The organism is Stygiolobus sp. CP850M (assembly GCF_037389425.1).
Taxonomy (GTDB): domain Archaea; phylum Thermoproteota; class Thermoprotei_A; order Sulfolobales; family Sulfolobaceae; genus Stygiolobus.
Genome location: NZ_JBBHKR010000020.1, coordinates 1 through 24,337 on the forward strand (window position 1 = coordinate 1; position 24,337 = coordinate 24,337).

At 34.0% G+C, this 24,337-nt stretch carries 17 protein-coding genes and 5 pseudogenes; 15 read left to right on the forward strand and 7 right to left on the reverse strand.

Annotated features, from left to right (window positions below; translation table 11 throughout):
• Positions 1–2 precede the first annotated feature (2 nt).
• On the reverse strand, positions 3–770 hold the full coding sequence (locus WIW89_RS00895) for a glycosyltransferase family 2 protein (RefSeq protein ID WP_337719409.1): 768 nt from the start codon (positions 768–770) through the stop codon (positions 3–5).
• A 1,201-nt stretch (positions 771–1,971) separates the two neighbouring features.
• Between WIW89_RS00895 and WIW89_RS00900 the strand changes: the two genes are divergently transcribed.
• Positions 1,972–3,093 (forward strand): glycosyltransferase, encoded by a 1,122-nt coding sequence (locus WIW89_RS00900; protein WP_337719410.1) that lies wholly within the window; start codon positions 1,972–1,974, stop codon positions 3,091–3,093.
• Positions 3,094–3,227: 134 nt separating this feature from the next.
• On the opposite strand, the gene WIW89_RS00905 is transcribed toward WIW89_RS00900, so the two are convergent.
• The 3 genes from WIW89_RS00905 to WIW89_RS00915 all read right to left on the reverse strand — a co-directional run bounded on the left by WIW89_RS00905 (position 3,228) and on the right by WIW89_RS00915 (position 5,208).
• Positions 3,228–3,662, reverse strand: coding sequence for a class I SAM-dependent methyltransferase (locus tag WIW89_RS00905; RefSeq protein WP_337719411.1), 435 nt, complete (start codon positions 3,660–3,662; stop codon positions 3,228–3,230).
• 44 nt (positions 3,663–3,706) lie between these two features.
• Positions 3,707–3,910: a class I SAM-dependent methyltransferase gene (locus WIW89_RS00910; protein ID WP_337719412.1), complete on the reverse strand. Its 204-nt coding sequence runs from the start codon at positions 3,908–3,910 to the stop codon at positions 3,707–3,709.
• 188 nt (positions 3,911–4,098) lie between these two features.
• Complete coding sequence (locus WIW89_RS00915; protein WP_337719413.1) at positions 4,099–5,208, reverse strand: transposase; 1,110 nt, start codon at positions 5,206–5,208, stop codon at positions 4,099–4,101.
• 322 nt (positions 5,209–5,530) lie between these two features.
• On the opposite strand from WIW89_RS00915, the pseudogene WIW89_RS13550 reads away from it, so the two are divergent.
• A pseudogene (locus WIW89_RS13550) lies at positions 5,531–6,091 on the forward strand (IS630 family transposase); the annotation flags it as partial.
• A 245-nt stretch (positions 6,092–6,336) separates the two neighbouring features.
• Positions 6,337–8,457, forward strand: coding sequence for a hypothetical protein (locus WIW89_RS00925; RefSeq protein ID WP_337719414.1), 2,121 nt, complete (start codon positions 6,337–6,339; stop codon positions 8,455–8,457).
• On the opposite strand, the gene WIW89_RS00930 is transcribed toward WIW89_RS00925, so the two are convergent.
• Positions 8,438–9,661, reverse strand: a complete 1,224-nt coding sequence (locus WIW89_RS00930; protein WP_337719415.1) for a glycosyltransferase — start codon at positions 9,659–9,661, stop codon at positions 8,438–8,440. The genes WIW89_RS00925 and WIW89_RS00930 overlap by 20 nt on opposite strands.
• 197 nt (positions 9,662–9,858) lie before the next feature.
• Here WIW89_RS00930 and WIW89_RS00935 point away from each other — a divergent pair.
• Positions 9,859–10,835 (forward strand): annotated as a pseudogene (locus WIW89_RS00935) (IS630-like element ISC1048 family transposase).
• Between the two features lie 124 nt (positions 10,836–10,959).
• Here the strand turns inward: WIW89_RS00935 and WIW89_RS13555 are convergent.
• A pseudogene (locus WIW89_RS13555) lies at positions 10,960–11,154 on the reverse strand (transposase); the annotation flags it as partial.
• Positions 11,155–12,010: 856 nt separating this feature from the next.
• Here WIW89_RS13555 and WIW89_RS13560 point away from each other — a divergent pair.
• The 10 genes and pseudogenes from WIW89_RS13560 to WIW89_RS00980 all read left to right on the forward strand — a co-directional run.
• Positions 12,011–12,088 (forward strand): transposase, encoded by a 78-nt coding sequence (locus tag WIW89_RS13560; protein WP_443294708.1) that lies wholly within the window; start codon positions 12,011–12,013, stop codon positions 12,086–12,088.
• A 385-nt stretch (positions 12,089–12,473) separates the two neighbouring features.
• The gene (locus WIW89_RS00940; protein ID WP_337719416.1) at positions 12,474–13,856 is read left to right on the forward strand and encodes an oligosaccharide flippase family protein; all 1,383 of its coding nucleotides are present in this window, start codon (positions 12,474–12,476) and stop codon (positions 13,854–13,856) included.
• Between the two features lie 147 nt (positions 13,857–14,003).
• Positions 14,004–14,290: pseudogene (locus WIW89_RS00945) on the forward strand (lipopolysaccharide biosynthesis protein); the annotation flags it as partial.
• 171 nt (positions 14,291–14,461) lie between these two features.
• Entirely contained in the window at positions 14,462–15,331 is an 870-nt protein-coding gene (cmr4, locus tag WIW89_RS00950) for a type III-B CRISPR module RAMP protein Cmr4 (RefSeq protein WP_337719417.1), read from the forward strand.
• A gap of 1 nt (position 15,332) precedes the next feature.
• Complete coding sequence (gene cmr5 / locus WIW89_RS00955) at positions 15,333–15,827, forward strand: type III-B CRISPR module-associated protein Cmr5 (RefSeq protein ID WP_337719418.1); 495 nt, start codon at positions 15,333–15,335, stop codon at positions 15,825–15,827.
• Positions 15,820–17,292, forward strand: coding sequence for a type III-B CRISPR module RAMP protein Cmr1 (gene cmr1 / locus WIW89_RS00960; RefSeq protein WP_337719419.1), 1,473 nt, complete (start codon positions 15,820–15,822; stop codon positions 17,290–17,292). Before cmr5 ends, cmr1 begins: the two co-directional genes overlap by 8 nt.
• A 284-nt stretch (positions 17,293–17,576) precedes the next feature.
• Positions 17,577–18,197 (forward strand): type III-B CRISPR module RAMP protein Cmr6, encoded by a 621-nt coding sequence (gene cmr6, locus WIW89_RS00965; protein WP_337719420.1) that lies wholly within the window; start codon positions 17,577–17,579, stop codon positions 18,195–18,197.
• On the forward strand, positions 18,197–21,301 hold the full coding sequence (cas10, locus tag WIW89_RS00970; RefSeq protein ID WP_337719421.1) for a type III-B CRISPR-associated protein Cas10/Cmr2: 3,105 nt from the start codon (positions 18,197–18,199) through the stop codon (positions 21,299–21,301). Before cmr6 ends, cas10 begins: the two co-directional genes overlap by 1 nt.
• Complete coding sequence (gene cmr3 / locus WIW89_RS00975; RefSeq protein WP_337719422.1) at positions 21,294–22,199, forward strand: type III-B CRISPR module-associated protein Cmr3; 906 nt, start codon at positions 21,294–21,296, stop codon at positions 22,197–22,199. The genes cas10 and cmr3 overlap by 8 nt, the downstream gene beginning before the upstream one ends.
• Positions 22,200–22,386: 187 nt before the next feature.
• Positions 22,387–23,282 (forward strand): annotated as a pseudogene (locus WIW89_RS00980) (lipopolysaccharide biosynthesis protein); the annotation flags it as partial.
• 3 nt (positions 23,283–23,285) lie between these two features.
• Here WIW89_RS00980 and WIW89_RS00985 read toward each other — a convergent pair.
• Positions 23,286–23,528, reverse strand: a complete 243-nt coding sequence (locus WIW89_RS00985) for a hypothetical protein (RefSeq protein WP_337719423.1) — start codon at positions 23,526–23,528, stop codon at positions 23,286–23,288.
• A 353-nt stretch (positions 23,529–23,881) separates the two neighbouring features.
• Here WIW89_RS00985 and WIW89_RS00990 point away from each other — a divergent pair, with 353 nt between their 5' ends.
• The gene (locus WIW89_RS00990; RefSeq protein ID WP_337719424.1) at positions 23,882–24,130 is read left to right on the forward strand and encodes a hypothetical protein; all 249 of its coding nucleotides are present in this window, start codon (positions 23,882–23,884) and stop codon (positions 24,128–24,130) included.
• Positions 24,131–24,337: the final 207 nt, after the last annotated feature.

A 24,337-nucleotide genomic window follows, 5' to 3' on the forward strand; every position in this document is an offset into this window, starting at 1 on the left:
CGTTATAGGTAATATCCTAAAGCAAACGGAATTCCCTTAACTAAAGTTACTGGTAGCAGTTTTACCTTCTCACTAAAAGTTAACCCCGGTCTAGTCTTCCTCTCGTAAATAAACCTCTCATACTCAGTCCCTCTCAATAATTTAGCGTTCTTACCATACTTATACCATTTCCTCATAAATCGCCAAAAGGAGTCGTCTTCCACGTGATAAACTGCATTAGGAATAAACTGAACTTTTCCTTCCTTGTACAGCTTCATAACATTATAATAGATCACACTGTCCTCAAAGGCGTTAAGCCTGTCTTTCAAGTTTAAAGGTATCATTTCATAAGCCTTCAATAGAAGTTGTCTATCATACATTCTGGGGATTATACCACCGTTACCAACTGATAGATTCTCAGCCCACTTATTATGAGTTATTTCCCTGTCCATGCTCATTAACTTGTGGACTACGCCTTTGCCAACAGTTATTTCCCCTAATGCTATAACTTTCTCTTCAAATCCCTTAAAGTTTTCAGAGAAGTACATGTCTGAATCAAGGTTAACTACGTAATCTCCGCTTGCAATTTTTGCTCCCTCAATCCTGGCTATTAACATACTGCCTCTCACTTGAAGAACTCTTGCACCTTCATTTTCAGCAATTTCTACTGTTCTGTCCGTGGAAAAAGAGTCAACTACTATTACTTCGTCAGCCACCTTGAGAGAGGAACTGACTGCAAGTTTAATTGTCCTCTCGCTGTTAAGCGTCGGAATTACAACACTTATTTTCATCCTTACTAGCTTAGAGGGGCAATTTTTAGCTTTTACGAGAATATTTAACGTAGTAAATTCGTCCCTTGGGGTTTAAGTTAATTCTTCCTCTTTATTCTAACTATTCCATGATTACCTATTATATTATCAACAAGTTTTTATTGTGTTCGTTCAACTTTTTATTACCTCCCTTATCTTCTCTAATGTTCTTTCACTATCAAAAAGTACTCCTTTTCAAAGTCTTCTAATCATTTAATAGATCAACTATTTAAATCGGAGGAATATAAAGCTGTCATTTTCGTTCAAAACCTACATTGGTTTCCGTCTGGGCTAATAAATACCTCACCTTCTATATTACTTAATACGACACGGTACGGTATCAAATCTATTATCGAGGAATTAAGTGCCAAAAGCTTAAAGGAATTAGGATTTAGGCCTTAAGCTCTCAAGATTAAACTTAGTTTTATCCATGACTTTTGTTGTAGTAGCTACAAACTGAAGTGTACTTTCTACCGAATAACGAGTGATATACCTTCATTGAGGGTTGTGTATAAAGAAAGTCCTATTCACTCCAACTGACCAAGTTAAGGATATCTTAAGACCATAAAAGTTTAGAAAAAATAAACTTAGTTGAGAATAAGTGGCTAAAAGCAAGAAGACTGAAATTCATATCTATTTGTGAGAAATTCTTGGCATCTTGATCTTACACGATTATTCTCACTCTATCAGCCTTATTTAGAAGCTTGGAGTTCGGTTCATTATTATTGGCCAATTCAACTTACTTATTTATCTGGTTTCAGATTGTATTTGCGTTAGTTTATTACTCAATCACTAAACAGCCTAAATAAATGTGTTAAAAATAAATGTGAGAAAGAAATAACTAAGTTATGAACTGGAAGATTAACGTCATGACAATGTTTACATTTACGCTATTATCTCTTTTATTTTCATTCCTAAATATGTTTATATCCGCATTTATACTTATAATATTTTATCTTATAGACTTACTCAAGCCGCCCTTTTACTCAGCTGACGAAATGGAAAATCCAATAGTCTCCTTTACTCCAATCCTAGTTATAGGAGTTACAATTTATATATTGTTAAAATTATATTTTAATGATTTAATATTTTTCATGCTCCTCCTCACATTGCTTATCATAGACATGACACTGTCATATAAAAGAGCAAAAGATTAAAAATATGCAAAATAATTGGATACCCTATGACGAGGATACTCATAATCCTAAGGACTCTTTGGACCGCGGGAGCACAGAGAATAGCGATCAACGAATATAGATGGTTAAAAAAGTTAGGATATGAGCCTAAGCTCATATTTCTAAGGGGAACAAACACTAAAGGCTACGAAGAGATGTTAAAAGACATAGACTACAAAGTAATAAGAGAAGGGCATGGCATATTCACGCCGATTTTTTACGTCGGAACAAAAATGTTCGCTAGAGATAGAGGAATTGAAAGTACTGTAGATCTAGATCTTATAATGAAGATTAGTGGTATAGCCAAAGAAGAAAAGGCTGATTATTTAATTTGCCACGATCAGTTTACAGCAATAGGCTGTTTGAAAGCCTTTGAAAGGAACAAAATTCCTTTTAGTGTGTTCGTTCACGAAAAGGTAACTAATTATTCCCTTCCGATCTTAGGAAAAATAATTAATAACTTTGAAAAAAAAATATTTATTAAAGCAAAAAAAGTTTTCGCAGTTACTGATAAGGTCGCCAGAACTATCTATGAGAAACACGGAATAAACGCAATATCTAATTATCCTGGTATGGATAAAATTTCTGAAAAATCCTTTAGAGAAAAGGAAAATTATCTAATAACAGTTTCATTTTGGGATCTAGGCAGGAAGCCCTGGGATTATGTAGAGGTAATAAAAAATGTAGATGATTATAAACTATTGTTTGTAGGTAATTGGAGAGTTAAAAAAGCTAAAGAATATTTTTTTAAGAAAGTTAAAGAAGAAGGAATAGAAAGTAAAGTGGAGATACTAGAAGGTATAAGTGAAAGTAAACTCCACGAGTTATACGATAAAAGCAAATTCCTTATTAGGTTTGGTTACGGTGAATATGGTCCAACTATGTCGTTTATTGAGGCTATGCAGCATACATTACCAGCGATAATTAATGATGAATTGGGAACAGCTGATTTGGCTAAAAGATATAATGTAGGTTTAGTTATCCATGGTATCAATATTAAAGAAATTAAAGAATTTCTGAAAAATATGAATGAAAATAAATATAAGGAATTACAGTTAGGTATAGCTAAAATACAGAAGGAATATACATGGGAAAATCATACAAAAAAACTAGTTGAAGGCATAACTTAATTTTAGTAAAGCATTTATTAGATCTCGCCTCGATTACAGATCGATATTTAAGGGAAAGACCCATAACTGCTGTTTAGTAGTTATATGGAGTCTTGCGATAAGCTCTGGCTTAAAATTAAGATAAAATCTAATAACTACTGTTCTTTTTTAGCTACTATGAACATGTGAGAAGCTAATGACGGAAAATGGGAGAAAAATCTATCTAGAGCAGAAGGCCATGAAGGGATACCATCTGCAATAAGTCCCCTCTTGTCTAGGACTTCGAAGCCGAAATATTCAAGGTACTCAATCATTGTCCTTAAAGTGAAAGATTTTGCGTGGCCATTAGTTTGGTCTTTATATGCCAACCTACCGAAGCCCTTTACAAACGATACGTCGTGAGAAAAGGGCTGATAACCCATAAATAGTGCCAGCCTATTAATCCATGATGATAGATTAGGAGTTGATAAAATTAGAATACCGTTTTCTCCTTTCTTTAATACTCTATGGATTTCGCTCAATACTAAATCTGAGTTATATATATGCTCTATAACCTCTTCAAAAATAACCGCATTAACACTAGAATCCATAAAAGGGAGTTTAGATGTATTAACGTCCTCTACGTAGGCGTAATTCAGTTCCTCCTTATCTCATCTTCAGCAGAAGAGGCAATTTCAATACAGTAAGCATCTTTAAATCCTAGCCTTTCCTTAAAATACCTCAAATTTTTCCCATTACCGCACCCTATTTCAACTATAGTCCTTTTTTCATTTAAAAGGAGTGATAAGGCCTTTTCGGTTAACGTAATTCTTTCTAACATGTGCTTAGTTAAATCCAACTTAACATAGTGTGTTTTATAAAAATCCTTTATGGGATGTTTTTCCGTGTTTGCATTTAAGCAAAATCCTGCTACATACTTTTCTTTAATGCTTCTGCGTTTTGAGGTTTAAACTTTTAACATCAAAATTTAGCTATATCTTCTACCGTAGAGTATTTTGAATTCTTCCTTACAGCAGTTATGGGACTTTAACGTAACTTAAAGATTTTCATCAGCCCAGGTGGTCCGCCTAAATAACGTTCAACGAACCTGAGGAACGCCTCCACGCTCCTCAGGTTAAGAGCCCCCACCAGCTCCCTGACGACGTTGACCATGATGGTGAAGATCGTGAGGTACCCCTGAAGCCTCTCTCTCCTCCAGAACGAGGAGTCCTCCAGTCCCAAGGCCTTGACGTCCCTGTGGAGCTCCTCAATCTCCCACCTCATCCTCCATGCCTCCTCGATCTCCTCCTCACTGAGCGAGAGATCGGTCGTGTAGAGGTACCTAACGTGTGTACCGGAGTCACCTTTATATTCTTGGACTAGCAATTTTACTGTAGTCACTCGGTCTCCCAGGGTCAGGTCGGCGTAGTAGACTCCTGGGGGTAGGTCTCCCACTCGGAGGTGTCCCTCCACCTCCTCGAGGGTCCCCCGGGCCGACTCGACCCTGAGGAGCCTCCGGTTGGACTTGAGCTCAGACACTACGTTGTCCTTCACGAGCTTCTCCGACCAGTACCACGAGTCGAAGACGACCATGGACACGCTAAAGCGCTCCTTGAGCACGTCCAACATCTCCTTGGCCAAGTCGATCTTGGTCTTGAACTCGTTGACCATCCCCAAGTCCAACATCTTCCTCACGGCGTAGGGGAAGGCTCCCACCATGAACGTCCTGCCCGTGGAGAGGTCCACTATGGCGACCGTGAGGAGTTGTATACCCCTCTCGAACCTCCGGTGGGTGTGGCAGTAGATCCAGTAGTTCCCGTGGGGGCTCACGTCCTTTCCTCTGGAGTACTCCTTGTGGTCCACGGTGTCGTCTATGATTACGGCCACCTCACCCTTCACCAGCCCCGACAGGACCTTTAAGTAGTCCCTCCACGCATCGTGGAGCTCTCCCAACGCCTCCAGCAGGTTTGCGTAGTCCAACCCGAATGTCTCAGCAGCATTCTTCACGCTGGCCCTACCACCTAGCAGGGTCATGAGGACCAGTGCTAACCCGACCTTCCTGCTCCTCCCGTTCCTCCTGATCACGCCCAGGACTTTGTTCACTGCCTTGACCAACTTCTCCTTAGCTAACTCGATTTGTCCTTTTCCGTTTGACATCTTTTCAGTATGAAGACGTCTAAAATTAAAAACTTCTCGCTAATACCGACTTCTTGGTATTACCTCCCTAAGATTCCCATAACTGCTGAATAAATTTTGCCAAGGGAATAAAAAGGTTAAGTAACTACGAGCCTGTAATCGTTTCGTTATCAGTTTCGCTAGACACTAGCAAGTTAGGAAACATAGAAGTAGACAATCTATGTAAAAGTTTGAGAGTATTTTCTAGTTTTAGAATTCTTCTAGGCTCTTCCTCTCCTCCAAGACCATTTAAGAGGGAAACAAGTGTACAAGAATTATAAGGGGAGACAATAAGAGGAGCAATTACATTGAAGAGAAATTCAAGGTGAAAATAAGCTATGTGACCGCTTGGAGGATAACAAGGAAAAGGCCAAAAATACCCTAACATCAAACCTTACATAAGAAGAGGCCAATAGATGCAGTTGACATACTTAGGGAGAGGTTAAAGTGTATTAAGAAGGGTGTTAAGACATTTTTCATGGATGAGTGTGGTTTTTCGTCAAGACCCTTCTAAGGTTAGGCGTTCGGGTTTGCCATCTGATTATCCTAGAGTTAATGGTCTTGGTTGTATTCCTTTGATTGATGGTTTTCTGGTTTTTATGAGTTTTTCCTTCTAATATTCTAGGGTTTTTCGCTAGTTTTCTTTACTTGCTTAGGGTTAGGAATTCCGGTAATATTGTTTTGGATAATGCTAGTTTTCATAAGAGTTCTTATGTTTTAACGGTTGCTTCTAGGCTTAACATTACTTTACTCCCTATTCTCCAGACTTAAACCCTATTGAACTGGAAGGATTTGAAGAGTTGGCTTAATACTTACTATAATCCCGAGTTGGATCATGTTGAGGATGAGTTCTATTATCTTATTTCTCAAGGTACTAGTTATTAGGTTGAGTTGTTTAGCGATAAGCTTAAGGAAGGTGTTGTTAAGGAAAAATTTTTGCTAATTCTCAAATATTATCTGTTAACAAGTCTTAACAAGTCTATTCTCTTAATTAAGCAACCTTTTCTGAAGATTTTTCTATATTTTATACCGATAAAATTTTTAAACCGTTACAACTATTATGAAAAAAGAAGATATATACAGAAGCAATAATCATTACTAAGGGAGGATATGCCATCTGCTTTGGCTAAACTACTGGTTAAAATAAACAGCAGAAAATTAAGAAATTATTTAATTTTAATTTCTATATATTCCATTATATTTTCTGACTTTGTAGTTAATCCAAATATATTCCAACTGACTGATGAACTTCCACCCTTTTATCATCTAGAACAAGACATGCTTTACTTAGAATTGCCTTATGTCTTTTATAATTTCGGAGGTCCAAATACCATATCTATCTACTATATTATTAAAGGTATTCTATCTGTAATATTTGGACCAAGTATTGTACAACGGATTATATATATTATGCCATTTTATATTAGCTCAATTTTATTTCTGAACTTCGTAGATTATATTTTCAAATTAGAAAAAATAAGACTCAGCTATACTACGGATTTAATAGAAATAATACTTTCGTTAGTTTATTCAATATCACCCTTTATCTTAAATAATTTTCTAAATGGGGAAGAAGGTTTTATGTTTATGGAAAGCTTTATACCTTTTTATTTATTACTTCTATTTAAAGCAATTTTCGAGAAAATTACAAAAAATGATGTATTATTAAGCATTCTCATTTCTACCTTTTTAATTAGTGTGTCGTTTGAGTTTAGTTCATTTATCTTCGCTATAATGATTCCATTTATCATATATCAATTATTATTTGAATATAAAAAGCTTTTGGAAATTTTAAAAATAATTTCTACATTAATTGTATCAATTATATTAAATATACAAAATCTATTTATTATTGTTAATACTTTTATAATAAAGGGAGCTTTTTTTAGCGATCAAAATTATGGATATACACTTTATCTAAATGTATTCAAGACGAATTTTGGAATTTCTACATTTCACTTTATTTTGTTTTCATTGTTCATTACCTCTACATTATTTTTATTTATAAGTAGAAAAGGATTGGTAAAGATATCTGCTATTGTCCTTGCATACATGACTCTACTTGTATATATATATAGTCAAGTTTTAAATGGAGATTCATCTTTTGTATATAGTATAGCAAAAAGTTATATTCTGGCAGTACTTATACACTATATTTACTTTGCAGGAATTATAACGCCGCTCTCTTTCACTATATTAGCTATATTTATTTTAAAATTAGTAAAAGCTGATAAAAGAAAATTACTATATTTAAGTCTTATATTTATAATTTTGTCTGAATTTGGGATTTTTATACATACAAGTTTATGGCCGGCGTATAGTGATGAGGAATTCTTTAATTTCAGTTATAAAGATATATTTTATTATCATGAAATAAAATATCCATTCATCAACGTATCAAATTTTCTAATTAAACAAAATCTGTCTTATGGATACTCTCTATATTCTACTATGATTCCAATGGCACCATATCCTCAAAATTTTTTACCTAATTATTTTATGCCGATTATCTCACCAGGTTTTAGTGCATATTTTCCGTCTAAAAGTTACGCCGAAGAGGCAAATTGTTTCTTATATGAAAATATAACAGAATTCGGCTATTTGTTGGCTTTTAGTGGCATAAAATATATAGTAGTTATGAATTATATTTATAATACTACATGGCCTCATGCCTATGATAGTCCTACGGTATCTAATTGGGGGTATAATTACTTTATAACGGGTTCACCTAATTTTGTTAACATTACGCTTTCACGCTCTAAAGATTTCTCACTTGTTTATAATAGCATTAATGTATCTATATATAATAATTTATTATCTAGATATCCATTGGATTTAGTTCCTTTTAATTCCTCTAACTTAAGCAATTTAAATATATCTCAGATTATACACATAGTGAATTTCACAAATGCTCAAAAAATTAATATTGTACAAAATTATAATTTCATTAATATTAATATTAATGAAATTAAAGGGAGAGTTTACTATTTAATTCTTGATTTTAAATATGACCCTAATTGGATTTTAGTTTATGGGAATAAGCAGATAAAGGGATTTGAAGGACCATTTGGCTTACAAGCTTTTAATATATCCCATGTTAATATTACGCATTTTATATTGAAGTATAAAGGAGAAACTACATACAGAACTTTGAACTATCTTTCGATCTCATTGTATGTTATAATAAGTGTTTTAACCATTGTAATAAGAATCAAGGGGAGAAGGACTTAATGATTTTTATTTCATTTTGTATTATTTCATCCCAATTTGAATGTTTTTTCAAAAAATCTTTAACAGTTTCATCAAATAAATAATCTAAATCCTTATTATAATACGCTTTGACTATATGAAACAATTCTTTTTCATTATGAACAAATATTACTGGTTTAATGTTTTTATATATTTCTTCAGTCCCGTTGTAAAATGATATCACTGGCGTATAGTTAGCTATAGACTCTAAATTCACAAAACTGTAAGTTTCACTATAAGAAAAGTTAATATTGAGTTTACTGCTTCTAAGATTTTTTAAAGCTTCTTCATGGGGTAATTTACCTAATATTTTTATTACATTATTTTTATTTTTAACTAAGTTAAAAATTTGTTTCTGAGCGATTCTAGGTAGATCTCCAATTAATGTCAGTTTAATCTCATCATTGTTCTGACCTAATATTTTTAAGAACTTTATCAACCTACATAGTCCTTTAAATGGAGTAAATGCCGTAGATATAGATACAATACCTTCTTTATTTTTAGAAATATTATGGTTATCATATAAGTTTATAGCTATCCCAGGGAAAAGTCTCTTGGTGATAATATTATATTTGAACAGCGAATATTTTCTCAATGAATTAGTATTTATATAGATAGCAAAATTTAATTTATTGCTTGAAAAAATTTTCCTAAACATCATGTGTAATAGTAATTTCTCGCTTAATTTTTTCACAGAAAGCAGAGGATTAACACATGAATAGGTATTCAATATATATCTAATCTCATCTAAATATCCACCATTAATCCATGACCCATGAACTATAAACCCTCTCAATCTAGATTTAATTTGAATGGCTAGATTAAGATCAGTAAAGGCTTCACTTGTTACATAGATTAGGTCATAATTATCATTTAGCTTACTTTTGATATACTGGATTAATCTGATATCGAAAAAATGTTTGTGGTTTAGATTCAGAATTGAGTATAGATCAAAAGGAATTTCTAGATTATAGACTCCAGAGAATCGGTAAATATCTTCTACATAACGTTCTCCGAATTTAGGGACTCGTTTAAGATTTCCTAAAATACTTGGAATATAATAAACCTTATCAAAATATTTAGATACTTTAGACAGGAAAATTGTACTTCTGATACTTCCACCTGATACTGCATCAGAATTATTATTTCCTACTATTGCCTCGCCTATTATTAAAACCTTTCTCACGACAATAATGAAACAAAAAACAAAACAAAAGTTTTACCCTGATAACATTTAGTACACTATCAATAACTTTGTTACGTTATAAACATAATGTTATGCAGTTAGGAAATTCTAGAATAATATGAAGTAAAATTAAGAAATCTAAGAGTAAAACTATACCTTAGTGTTTCTGAAAAAGTTTGTAAATTAGTATTATTAATTTGAATTACAGAAATTTAGCTTTAGCTTGCGAGGAAGAGAAGGACGCGAAGATTAGGAGAGAATTTACGCGGTGAAGTTGTATATAGAAGACAGTAAATTATAAGAACAAGTTTCACAAATGCTGAACAAGATATTATCTAATAATAAGATGATGAATTAGTAGGTACAAGAAAGAAGGTCTTGACGGTCTAAGATACAAGCCCAGATCGGATATACCGAGAAAAGCAGAAGAAAAGAAAATAGAACTAACATTAGACGATTGATCTGGAAAATACTTAATACAACAAGAATGCCGGACAACGTGAACATTAAAAATAGTACTACTGTAACTAGGAATAGAATAAAAGAAATTCGAGTTATGAGTACAGCTTTACTAGCTAAGATACAATCTCGTGAAACCTAGACCCGCAAACGTTTAAGCTATAAAGGACATGTGAGAAGACTTTAAAAAATGAAGGGCATAAAAAGGAAAAGCTCTGTTCTTTCTAGGTGAGAGTAGGATGATAATTTATACGTTGATCAAGAATGTTTCCGCTAATATCGGTAGTAAGCACTAACGGACGTCATCCTAGGTTTTCCTTATATCTATGTCGATCTTGCCTGATATAATCACCTGAAGTTGCTGTTTCCCTTTTAGGAGGCCTAATTGGAATCTATTAAGCGCCGCTTAAGGTATTACAAGCCATGTTTTGATAGTGGAAGGGCTTATGCGGTTAAGGATAATTATTTCCTTATAAGACCAAGGATACCATTGAGATTTGTTGTAGGAAGATATTTATCTCATGTTTACTCCTCCTTCTCGCTTAACCTTAACGTAACTAGGTGATCTTCAAGCCCCCTCAAGGAATACGTGAGTAATGAAAATTTTACACAATAAAAGATATAAAATTGTAATAAACAACTCTTTAAGGAAAATTTGTATAAATTTAGTTTTAATGCAATAATTTACTCGAAATTAGATAAAATTAACGTTTAAGAACTTCTTAGAGAAACTATCAATAATGATCAGATAAATAGATGCATACTCAGTAAAAGGGCGATTCGGGGCTCCCTTGCGAATTGTAATATCTCTGTTGATTTGGGCTTATTCAATGGAGGAATTACTGAATGTATTTAGTCATTTTACGAAGAAATAAGAGTTCTTGCAATATTACAAGAATGGGATAACAGGTCGAGAGGTTGTAGTTGAGGGCTATAGCCCGACGATCCTCCAGGTGAAGTGGCACTCGCAGAACTCTCCAGGGGGGAGTTGAAGAACTGGTCGGGTTGTTGGACCTGAGGAGGGGCCAGAGCTCGGCGTTCTCAGCACGGGCAGGAGGAGGGCCCTGAGTACTAGCCTTTCCTCCCTGAGCACCTCCTCACCTGTACAGTACGACAACCTCACCGTGACCCACTCCAGCCCGTACAAGACCCCCGGAGGAAGACCTTAAACCCCTCAGGAATCTGTACCCGGCGTAACCCATCCTCCTCTCCATCTCATTCATTTAATAGCGTGACCTCCCCAACTACCTCAAGGGGGAGCGCGGTCACCACGTGATTGAATAAACATCTCACGGTATGGCCTAGCGCTCGTCCCCTTTTTAGTGTTACTAATGTAGGATCAATTAAGCCACTTTCATTCTATAGAAACAAATAGAAATCGCAATGGAGTCCTGAATCGCCCCAGTAAAACTATGCTAATACTTCAGAAAGTAAGGAGTAAGAGTATTATATGTAAGCCAAATATACGGTTGAGGGAGAAAGACCCGAGAGGAAAGAAAACAGATTTTTATGAAGCATAAAAACTAGTAAACATCACAAACAAGGTAAAGGAGTATAACTACAACCATCAAACGAACTAATAACACCATAAGTCTTCCTAAAAAGCCTTTAATAAAGTGAAGGTAGAGAGATCATTATTCCTAAACTTAGTAATGGGGGCAAGAAAATCCTGAAGAATTCTCTTAAGAGTAACATCATAATGCAATTATACAATTTATAGTACATAAAGATCATACATGAAAAAGTCAAAGTATTATCTAAAGCGCTTTTGAAAACAAGCTAGAAAATTTTAGAAGTAGAAGAAACAACATAATTATAAATTCTTGAATTTCACGTGTTATTAACTACCCCGGAGATGGGGAAACTTAATTCAGGAATGATATAATAGTTATTGTTGGGGACATTAAACGCTTTCCTAATCCCGCACCTTTCGTAGCCTATTGTGGTTTAGATCCAATAGTTGAGTAGAACTGTAAGGCTCCTCTAAGTAAGGGAATACTGAAGAAAGGTAAGGAGTAGTCGTGCGGGTTGTTCTAATTCCTTACTTAGATTAATTACTCTCGTAGTACTCCATTACTAAAATTCTAGGAAAGTCATGGGTTGAAAGGAAAGAGGTTGTACACTGCTTTAGTCGGGGAATTGGCTAGAATAGCTCGGAGCGTTTGGTGTAACAATAAGTCATATAAGCCTAAATAAATAAACCCTTTCCCGAATCATCACGTTGATTGAAAGTGTTCGCGTGACAATCTTACCAAATACTGTGCCTGAGGTTTAACTGAGAAATCTATTACTAAACGCTACACCGAAGTGCTTTCAGCTAAATGTTTAAAAACCTCTTTAATATTTACATAATGTGAATCCATTAAGAGGAGCTTTAAAATTTCTTTCTACATCTCTCTTTAATACTGTTTTAGGACTGATATTCTTCCTCATAGCGGGTTACTTTGCTACACCTTCGTTTATAGGCAAAATTTCCATAATTCAAGTCACGGAAATTTTTACTGGATATCTTTTCTCTATTTTACCTTATCAATTAATTACTAGAGAAGTAGCTCATTATTACTCTTCTTCTCAGTGCTATAATAGAATAGTTTATACGAGTCTCTCTTACGCAGTACTGGTATCTCCCCTCCTCCTCTTCCTCTTGTTCTTTCCGTCATATTTATGGATGTCTATACCTTATTTCGTGCTCTATCTTTTCACAAACTATCAAGGCCAATTGTTAACGGGCTTAGGTAAGTTCACTGAAGTTAATGTAGGTAACGCAGTCTTCACTATTTTCAGGTGGGGTTTTTCAATCATAGCAATTTTCTACCATAGTGTAGAGCTCCTGATTTTGATTTGGACTTTAGGGGCCGTAATGAAAGCTGTATACTATCAAATTTACCTCCCATTCAAGTTTTCTTTTGACAAGGCTACGTTTAAGGAAATTGCAAAGGTGGGTTTTCCTATATACTTAACCGGTATCGTTTATTTCATTTCTGGTCAAGGGGACAGAGTAGTTACTGCTTTCCTTTTAGGCTCCTATTACTTGGGTGTATACCAATTAGTAGCCTTAGCTGCAGTTGTTCCATCAATGCTTATCTCATCTTTCTCTTCTTCTCTTCTCCCTTCCTCGACGTATTATTACACAAAGGGAAGGGACATGAAAGAGATTTCCTCGATTAGCTTTAGGATTCTGACTCTAATTTCCCTACCCATGGCTATTTTAGGTTACGCTTTTTCCCCCCTTTTCATTTCGAAGTTTTTCCCTCAATACGTGCCGGGTATTCCTTCAATGCAGTTGTTAATTCTGTCCTTAACTTCAACGATGCCGTTACAACTCTTATCGACTTTTATGATAGCCGCAAAAAAGAATTATAGACCTTTCATAATTATAGGCATTATTAGCGCAGCAGAGGTTGTAGGAGTGTCTTATTATCTTATTCCTAGGATAGGTATCTACGGAGCGGCAATTGCTCAAGCTTTTAACGCGATTATTACTTCACTCCTCTACTTACTCTTTTCTCACATCCAAGGTGTATTCAAACTGGAAAGGAGGGAAATTGCAAGTCTTGTGTTAATAGGTTTATCTTTTTTAGCTTTGACAAATTGGTGGGAAGTTATATTAATAGTAGTTCTTTTGGGTTTCAAATTGTTAGGAATAATAGGTAGTGAGGAAGTAAAAATAGTTGAAGGCTTTATCCCCTCTAGTTTAAAGAGGATAGCTAGGATTCTTTATTTAATCACGAGATAATGAAAGAGTTTGATAGGTAAGTTTCTACTAGCCAACAGCTGCTATATAGCGAGCTTTGTTAAATATTAAAATCAAAAGAGAACATTATACGACAAATAAGAGTAGAAAAAACTCCTTTGGTATTTTTCCGTTTATACACTCTGTTATAAGATTGATAAGGAGGTCATAGGGAAATTCCTCTCATTCTCTTTCCTTGCCTTACAATTTTTCTTAGTCCTCCTCTTCTCAAATTACGTTAAGTTAGCAATACCTTACATTTTCCTTTACCCCTTGAATGGTATCATTGGGTCAATAATGGTAGGAATGGACATGTTTACAGAGGGAGCAATAACAGGAAACCTCACAATAAGGTGGGGGATCTCGATAATTGCAGTCCTCTCACAATTTTCATTGAAATATGGACTTTGGGAAGGATTATCTCAGTCTCAATGAACATGTTTTCCTACTTAAGAATACTTTTTTGAGGCGACCCGTAAAGTCTTTTAGGTCTTACTGGATACTAGTCCTATTTACTTGATTATACATTTAAAGAAAGGGGTTATTTTCCATAAATCACACGTATTGGAGTAAAAAAGATATATAATAGTAAATATATTTTTTATATAATGGCTAACTACTTTGCGAAAGCCCATGTTTTTTATATATTTACAGTTACGAATTGTCATGTTGGCAGTGGTTCTACTGCTTCTGAAGAGATTGACTTACCCTTCCAGAGGGATAGTTTAGGTTACCCTACAATTTACGCTTCAAGTTTAAAGGGTTCAATAAAGTCCTTTCTTTTAAGAACTTATGAAGATAGTAAAAAAGGTGATGTATTTTATTTATTCGGCAAGGATGAGAGTGCGGATGAAGCGTCTAAAGTTTCAATTTTAGACGCGGTATTGCTCTTAATTCCAGCTAGGATAATTTCGGTCTCCAATGGTTTTAGTGGAGTTTATGCCTATGCTACTACTGTTGAGCTTTTAGATACTGCAAAGTCTTATCTTGATGCTGTTTTCTCACTTACTCAAGGTAATCTCGATGGGAAGAATGATGACGTTAAGTTCTATAAGGTCGATGAAAATGGAAACTTGGAAGTAATAGTTAATGAGAGTTATTTTAAGTTTAAGGAAAATGACGACTTAAAAAACAACTATTCCAGACTTATACCACCCAGTGTGAATAAACCTATTTTAGTCTTTGAGGGTAATATAGGCAAGGATATTATTAATAGGTCTTTGATTAGGGTTAGGAGGATAAGGATAGACAGGAGTAAAAAGACTGTTGAGATTGGGGGCTTATGGTCTGAGGAATATGTTCCTCATGATACTTATTTCATGAGTGTGGCGTTAGTAAGGGAAGATGGTAAGAAAGACGGTGGGTCACAGAGCACTTTAGAATTATTTAATTCTATTAAAAATAAATTAAATTACTTAGTTATCGGAGGTCATGAAACTATAGGTAAGGGTATAGTTAGGCTTATATGGGCTGATTAAAATGATAGATGGTATCAAGTTAGCAATTGATGTTTTTCCTAAAACGATTTCAAATATAGAGGATAAGGATGTTTTAAAATATCTAAAAAGTAGGTGTAGGGATTTCCCAGAGGAGGTCTTAAATAGCGGCTTTTTGCCGGCTTTCCTATTTTATCTTTCGAAATCAAATATTTGTGTCATGATAGATTTTTTGGATTATCTTAATAATAATTCTGAAAGCAAATTTGATAAATTTGATAAAAACGAGTCAAAGCAAACTATTGCTTACACAATATTTACTGCATTAGTGATTTATTTTCTAGAAAAAACTGAACTAAAAGATAAGTTAGGACTTAATGACTTAGGTAAATTATGCTCTAATAATAACAGCGAGAGTGCCAAAAAGCTTGAGGAAATTTTAAACGGGCTTTATTTTAATTCCTCAATTGTAACTATACTGTCAAAGAACTATTTATTAACTTTAAAGAGACTTGCGGAGGCTATAATAAATGTATGAAGAAATCTTGAGCATAGATGCCATAGCTTTATACCCTATAGTTGGAGGCTACAATAGTTATCCAGTAAGTTTAACAGTGGGCTATGAAGAACCAATAAGGGCTACTGAAATAAAGGGGCTGTGGAAATGGTGGACAAGGATTTTATTGGAGAGCGTGATTTTTAAACGGGGGAACTATGTCGTTCCGTATTCTGAAATAGATAAAGTTATGGAGGACATTTTCGGTAGTGAGGATAAAAAGTCGTTAGTTAGAATTGATGTTAAGGTTAATGATGGTTTTATTAGTGTGGCTGAAAAAATATGGCAATTTTTGCAAGACTTTTTCAAAAAAGGTCAAGTCATTAATCAAAGAAATGTATCTAGTCAAAATAATATTATTATTCAGGTGCAAAATCCCAATGTTAATGTTAGAAAAAATGTTTATGTTATTAATATTGATACCTATAATAATTTAGAAAATATAAGAGTTAGGAGAGACGATAGAGATCCAAAACCAGATGATAAATTCATAGTTATTGACTTTAATAATAAGAAAATCTCTATTAGAGGAGTTGGTGAGCTGAAGCTTGAAGGTTTAGATAAACATTTAACAATAGACAACATGAGGGACTTCTTATCTATACCTAGAATCAAGTTGGATATGCTTAGATATAATAATACTGGACTTAAAATAAAAGGCTTAAACGATCGTGAATTAAATGAGTTAATGAGGATTATTTTAGATCTTATTACGACAGTTCTAATACCAAAAGAGGTCAAGTTTACAATAAGTATTAAAGTGGATACGGAAAGATTAAAAAATGAAAAGAACGAATTAGATACGAATAAAGTTAAAAAGTTAAAATTTGCTCTTTATTCATTATTTGTTTACTTAATACTGGGAGGAATTGGAAGGATGACGAATAGGGGGATGGGCTCATTATCACCTTCACCATCTAGAATTGAATGCCGTGATAACGACTTATGTGAGAATTTAGTGTCGTTATTTAACGAGTTTTCAAAAATATCTGATGAAAATAAAATTATCGATTTTATTAGAACGTTGATAGATTTTGATAGTCTTGAAAAATTAAGCGAAAACTGGATTAATGAAATTGGAAACACAAGTAAGGTAAATAATGTGTTTTATATTTCGACTTATTCACTTAAGTGTCTTTACACAAGGGAAATTAATGATCCGTTAAAATATCTTAACGCTTTAGGTGAATTAACATTATCTACCAGTATAAACGATCCAACTTTTGCAAATGAAATACTTGGCAGACCTAGAAAACGTGACGACATTAGGCTTCCCTCAGCATTTAGATTTAAGATCTTATATATAGGAAATAAGTATTATCTAATCTGGTATCTACTAGACAGATATAGTGATGCAAATTCTTCGCATAGTTTCATTGAATCCTACAAAGAGGAGATAGCCCGATTCATAAAAAATGCACAACAAAAGTTGGGTGAGGTTCACTGAGTTTATTTAGATTATTAAAATATATCGACGAAACGTATTTTTCATCTATAAATACTAATTTTCAATCTATCAATCTTTATTCCATATTACAGTTAGAGGGAATTATCATAGGCATACTTAGACTTTACTCCAATAATAAAGCTGGTGAAAAGGAACTAGATGATTTTGAAAACATACCTATCGCTGAAATATATAAAAATTATATTAGATTTAAAAATTACCAAGAACAAAGATATTCTATCAAAGATATATATAATTTAAAGAAAAGACAGATAGTCGAATTATTGTCAATTAGCTATAAACCGGGCTTTTCTATGTTACGTGACGTAATTAATAATATAAAGGAAATACTGGAAAAGCTAAAGTACAGCCTTATTGATGTCAGGATAAAGACTTCTTCAAAGACATTTATAGGGGTTTCCACTCAATTTGGATTTACCATTTTTGAATCTGGAATCTCTTTCGATCCAATATTTAATGCCCCATATATCCCAGCCTCTGAAATTAAGGGAATTTTGAGAAGCTGTATTGAGGATAAAGATAAGAGACTAGTAGAAAAATTATTTGGAACGGAGAATAATGAGGGACTTCTAATGATAACTGATGCATTTCCAATAAGTGCGGAACGAAATACATTTTTACCAGAAATAATAACACCGCATTATACTAATGATGTAAAGCAAGAGACAGAGGTAAGCCCTAATCCCTTAATATTACTTGCAATTGCCCCTGGAGTGACATTTGAATTTTTAGTTTATTATAAAGATCAAAACTTGGATGATAAAGAAAAAGAGATTATAAAAGATTTGATTTTTAAAATGAGTAAAGAAGGAATAGGGGCTAAGACTACGTTAGGCTTCTCTCAATTCACGGTAAATGGAATCTCGTGGAGCGTGAAAAATTGATGAAGAGTTTAGAAGGGATAATTAAAGAAAAGTTTGCAGCTTTACTTCATGACCCACCGAATAAGCCGTTTATGTTAAAATGTACACGATATCGTGTATCGAAACAGTCTTTAAAAAACGCCAAATTTAAGTACCTATCTAATTTAACCCAAAATAAAATTGGGCATAAAGATATAGCGATAGAGTTAATATCGCATTTAGATTTTTTAAATGAAAATAATACAATGAAGATAATTAAAAAAAGTATCAAAAATAAGAAATCTATAGTTAATAGTGCCGATGGAAAAGCAAGTAAGTTTGATAGATATTTAACATCAACTTTATACAATAAATGGAGAAAGATACTTTTCGCAAACTATGACAATATAGAGCTTAAGAATTTTTTAGTACCAGAGCTTCAGGTCAAATTAAAAACAATTGAGTGTGAAAAAGAACCTATAAACGCAGAATGTTTCTTTAAAGATCCTTATTCTAAAGAAGACATTATTCAGTTATTCGAGTATATTTCAAATGTATTTAAGGCCTTAAATCTTAACGGGATAAGTGTTGAGACTTATAACGTATTTTACTTCCTTTACGAGTTGTTATGGATAGCTAAAGGTTATTCGGTTGGCCCAGCAGAAACTAGAGTCCCTACTCACTCAATTTTTGATCATTTATACGCTACTGCGTCGATATTAAATTGGTTTTATGGCACCAGTAAATTCCTAGTAGGTTTAGACATAGTAGGTGTTGCGGACTACATAAATAAGTCCAGGAAGCTCAGAGATTTGTGGGCTTCAAGTTATTTATTGTCAGCCCTAGTGTGGTATGTATTAATTAACATAGTAGAAAAGTTTGGAGCTGATGTAGTGCTGTTCCCGTCATTAAGATTTAATCCCTTCTTTGCTTCATATATTTACAATAAATACCTTAAAGATAAAGAAAATAGTAAGACAGTTATCCATGAAGTTGTTAATTTCATTACGAAATACATATTTAACAATGATGAAACATATAAAAAGTTAGGTATTCCTCCATACGCTATAATCCCAGCTAGAGCCACTTTAATATTGCCAGGAATAGGGTATGTTGAAAGAGAACTAAATCTTAAATGCGAAAGAGATCAGAATTCTCGATACAAATATGAGAAATGTATCCGTAATTATGTAGATGAGAAGTTCAGAGAAGGATGGAAAAAATTAGTAAGTTTCCTAATAGAATATGCTTCCAAAAATCCCAATGATTATTTCTGGGCTGTTTTCAATAAAGTAATGAGTATAACCAGCGTACAAGAATTCAAGGAAAAGCCCCCGTTGGCATTGAGAGTTATTGTTACAGAAATACCTAATGATGAGAAGGATGAAGACAAGGAACCTGATTATATGGATTTTGATAATAAATATATTAAGCTAGTTAGTGAGTTTAAGAAGCATAAGTTATCCCGTACTTCTCCAGCCACTCAGCTATCAAACTTTGAGTATTATAAAGATGCCATAGGAAAGAGTAGTAGAGGATTTGAGTATTGCAGTGTTTGTGGTATATTACCAGCTATTTTGATTTTACCTAAAGGTGATGAAGAGTATAAGGAATTTGTTAAGGGAATTATAGGGGAACAAATAGGTGATGAAAAGCTTGATGATTTAAAGGTTGTACTTTCACCAGGGGAGAAGTTGTGTCCGTGGTGTTTGATTAAACGAGGATTGGGTATGAGACCGGAAGTATTTAAAGTTCTAGTAAATAATGGGGATTTTGGACAAGAAGAGATAGAAAGTAAAAGAGTTTTTATACCGTCAGTGAGTCACATAGCATCTTACAAAAAATATGAGGCGTTTAAAAATGAGGAGTTAGAGTGCAAGGAAATAAGAGATATGATATCCTTGTGGAAATACTATGAAACTTATCCTGAGGATAAAAGATGTTTAATTCTTAAAGACCCAGAAACCCTATGGTTTGGAAGAACAAGAGATAAGACTTTATCACCTTATTATGCCCTCATTAGAGCAGATACAGATTATCTAGGCGACTTATTAGAGGGTAAGCTAACTCCTTATCTTGCTGGTATCATAGACTCTACTTTTTACGGTGGTAAAAAAGATGGCAAAGAAAATGTTGTTGAGAAAGCTATTAGGAGATATTTAGGAAACGCGGGAGAGGGATCGTATAAAAACGTTATGAAGCTTATGTTAAATAATAAGGAAAGCAAAGCAAAAGAAATTATAAAAGAAGAAATAAAAGATGAGAAATTGACAAATAACATAATAGATCAGATCAAGGAATTTATTAAGGAAAATCTAAGAAGAGATAGACTGGTTCTGTTCCCGTCATGGCACGTTAGCATTAGTAGCATGTTAAATAGAATATTACTTATGGAGATAAAGTTAGCAGAAGATTTAGATGGTTTTGTGGTCTACGCAGGTGGTGATGACTTATTAGCGATTTTACCAGTGGAGAAAGCTTTAGAATTCGTCGAAAAGAGTCGTAAAGCAATAGCGGGGATAATTAGGGATAATATTGGCGAATTTATGCAAACCGAGAGTAAGGGATTTGTTAAGTTAAATAACGCATATTTTAGCTTATTTCCCTTAGTAGGACGTAGCTATGTAATTTACTTTTCCCATATAAAATACCCATTACAGTTGGTATTGGAGGATTCTTATAATTTACTTGAAGATGGGAAAGAGAGGATAAGATATGGGAATTATAAAAAGGATATAGTGATAGTTAAATATAGGGGTTCGGCTAGTGTTCTTCCATTATCCATTAAGAGACCTAATGAAGATGAAGGTGATATTGACGAATATCTCAATAGTATTGCTAAGAGCCTAGAACTATTACGTAAGCTTTATGAACTAATTAAACAAGAAAAATTATCAAAAAGTGTTATTTACAATGTTTTATCTGATGAATTACTTAATAATGGAAAAATTAAAGATGAACTCTTAGCTATATATTTAGACTATTTGATCAATAGAAATAGGTTAGATAAAAAATTAAAATTTAGTTTTAATGATTATAAAGATTTAATACAGCTTGAAATCAAATCTGATAATAACTCTAAGACTTTAATATATAATCTATTTCAGACTTTAAGCAATATCTTAGGGGCTGAGAAGAGTGAGTGAGAAAGTAACCTTAGTAATTAAACCTTTAGAGCCATTAATGCTAAGATCTTCTGGAGAATTTGATATAGAAACTAAAGGTCCGGCATCATATGCTAAAACTTTACTAATTCCTAGACCCTCTACAATAGCAGGAATGTTAGCGTCCTTATTATATAAAGGAGTAGTTAAGGAAAATTGGATAGATGAAGTAAAGGAGAACATGAAACCGATAAACGAGATTTGTGGCCCTCTATTAGTTAAAGAGAATTACGCTTATGTTCCACTAAGAATAGGGGGTGTATTCACTCTTATTAAAGCTCCTTTGGATAAATTATCTGAAAGTATTAGAGACGAAATTTACGATATAATTAAGTTTTATAAAGATGAAGATAAAGAGAAGATCGACTATAACAAGATAGATACTGAAATGAGCGAATTAACAAGAGAAGATTTATCATCCGTTGTATTCATTCAACCTAGATTAGGAATAGGGCTTGACAGGGATAAAAAGGTTACTAAAGAAGGAATGTTGTATATCGCGAATTACGTTTCGATAGATGCCGAAATTCATGTCATTCTAACTGGTGATAAAAATGAAATTAAAATGGCATTAGATGGTAAGATTGCTTTTCTGGGTGGAGAAGGAAGGATAGTAAAACTAAGTATACTTGATAACGAGACCTTCAACTGTAGCAAGATTACTAATAATGGAATTTTATTATCTCCTTTGCCCGTAAATGAAGCTAATAGATTCATAGGAGAACTTGGCATTATAGGCATGGGTTTTGACATTAGAAATAAGAAAAGGAAGGAGATAGTAAAAGCTGTTCTTGAGGGTAGCATTGTAATGAGTGCTAATCCGATAACTAAATATAATGTTTTAGGATATAGTAGTCAAATCACGTTAAATTTGGGATGATAAATTTTTTAAATAACTATTAGTTTTTAAAACAATAATCAAGATGATATTAGTCGACCTTCTCTTCTTTTTAAGGGCAGTTTACTTGATAAGCTAAATCACCATTCAGATAAGAGCTCTAGGCATAGGGGCTGGACAAGGAGCATGAGGAGGTTAAATCGCGAAACTATATAGAAGTCTGACCTTCTTTCTCTATAAGCACTTCAAGGAAAGTTTACCTCTTTATCTATCTTCTTCAGTAACTTTCCTCTCTTCACAAGGTGACAGAGTTACAGCTGCTTACTTACTTGGCTCACATCACTTGGGTCTGTATCAATTTTCTGCTTTAGTAGCTGGAGTACCTTCAATGGTTTTAGGTTCAATGAGCGTAGTTCTATTACCTGCAGCATCATTTTACAAGGCTTTAGGTAGTTACGAGAAGAAAATGTCCTCGCATTCCTTCCGCGTGCTAGCTCTAATCTCCTTCTTAGCCGTTATAATATCGATACCCGTCGCAATATTTGTCGTGGACAAATTCTTTCCGGAATACGCAGAAGGATAAAAGTTCTAGTTCTACTCCTTCTAGCCTCGACTCTGCCCTATCCAATAATGTCTTTAACTAATTTCATAATCGCGGTAAGAAAATCGTTGAGGCCTTCCCTGGTCTTGTCTGTTCTTAACGGTAGCTTAGTCATACCGACTTCATTTCTTCTAATTCCGAGGCTAGGTATAATAGGTGGTGCTCTGTCTCAGGTGATAGTCTCCGTAATTTCTTCCTTGTTCATTGTGTTATACGCTACAAGGACCTACACTTTCACCGTCGGTCGGTAGGAGGGAGATTACACTGTTCGTAATGATGCCTTTAATAGGAGTTCATGAGGTGTTCGTGGATCCACCATATTTAGACTTTTTGTTAGTTCTTCTCGTTCCTCTACTGTTTAAGTTGTTGAAAATAGTATAATCGAAGATGTAAAAATTATTGAGTCTTTTTTACCTTCTAAGCTGAAGTTTATTGTCGCGATCATGAGGGTTATAAGTGCGAACGGAGTTTATACGCTTAAGAAAAATTTTTTAAAAGACAGAAAATACCGACACAGTGCTTGACGCTCAAGTATTCACAGAGAATTTAGTTGTATAAGTTGCTAGAAGTTTAAGTAGCTGTTGAGTCTTTATTACGAAAAACGCGGAGATGGATAACTTATGGGACGTGGTCTTACTGGATAAGGCTTGTATGACATTGATGACGTTATGTTTTTGATGAAGGAACAAAGCTCTAAGATCAAGAAAAGGCGTCATGTCTGGTATTACGATAAAATCATCAGACAAAATCTCGATTGTTAAAATGGACATAAGAGGTGCTGAGAGAAGGGTGATGAAAGACTACGAGTGATTATATCGTACGAAGTGGATAATGATTAAACTTTACGTCAGAGAAGGCGTTGAAGCTTGTCCCAATAACATTAAGAAATAAGGGTTTCATAACTAGGTTCATAACGAAGGAGATTTAATTAAGAGTACAATCAAGACTCTCTTCTTCATCCCGTTTCGCTTATGAGGAGGAAGTAAGGACTAAGTGTTTCTGAACTACTCGAGGAGGAAACGTGACGTGACAACTTCAAGTACGGGGGGTATAAGACTGTTCAAAAGAAAAGGAGAGGATTAGAGACAAACGACGGGAAAAAGAGAGAATTAGAAGCTAACTTATGTTAAGGTTTACTAACATAAGAAACTCATTATTGTTAACTGTCGTCTTAGCTATAACTTATAAAGTCTTGCCATTCCTCTTTTACTACTTCATAATAGGTTATGTCCTTCCAAGCGATATAAACTTCACCTTTTCTGTATCTAAAACTAAATCGTCTCTTATGTCTACCACTTTTCCCTCTACAACACCGTTATTTGTGTGTGCTTTAATTTTTGGTCTTATAACACCAGCTAAGAAAAAATACTGATTCAAAGTCCTCTTTGCATTGCAGTTTTGACGCTATAAGAACTCTCTTATACTTGAACTGCAATTATTGTGATCAATTCATTCCCTATTACACTCTCAAGGTTTATATTTGAGTAAAGCCTATAAGTCAGAATTTCAAATGCAGTGAAAAATACTGAGCATTAGGAGGAAATAGGGGTCAAAAATAAGACCGAGACTTCTTCGTTGT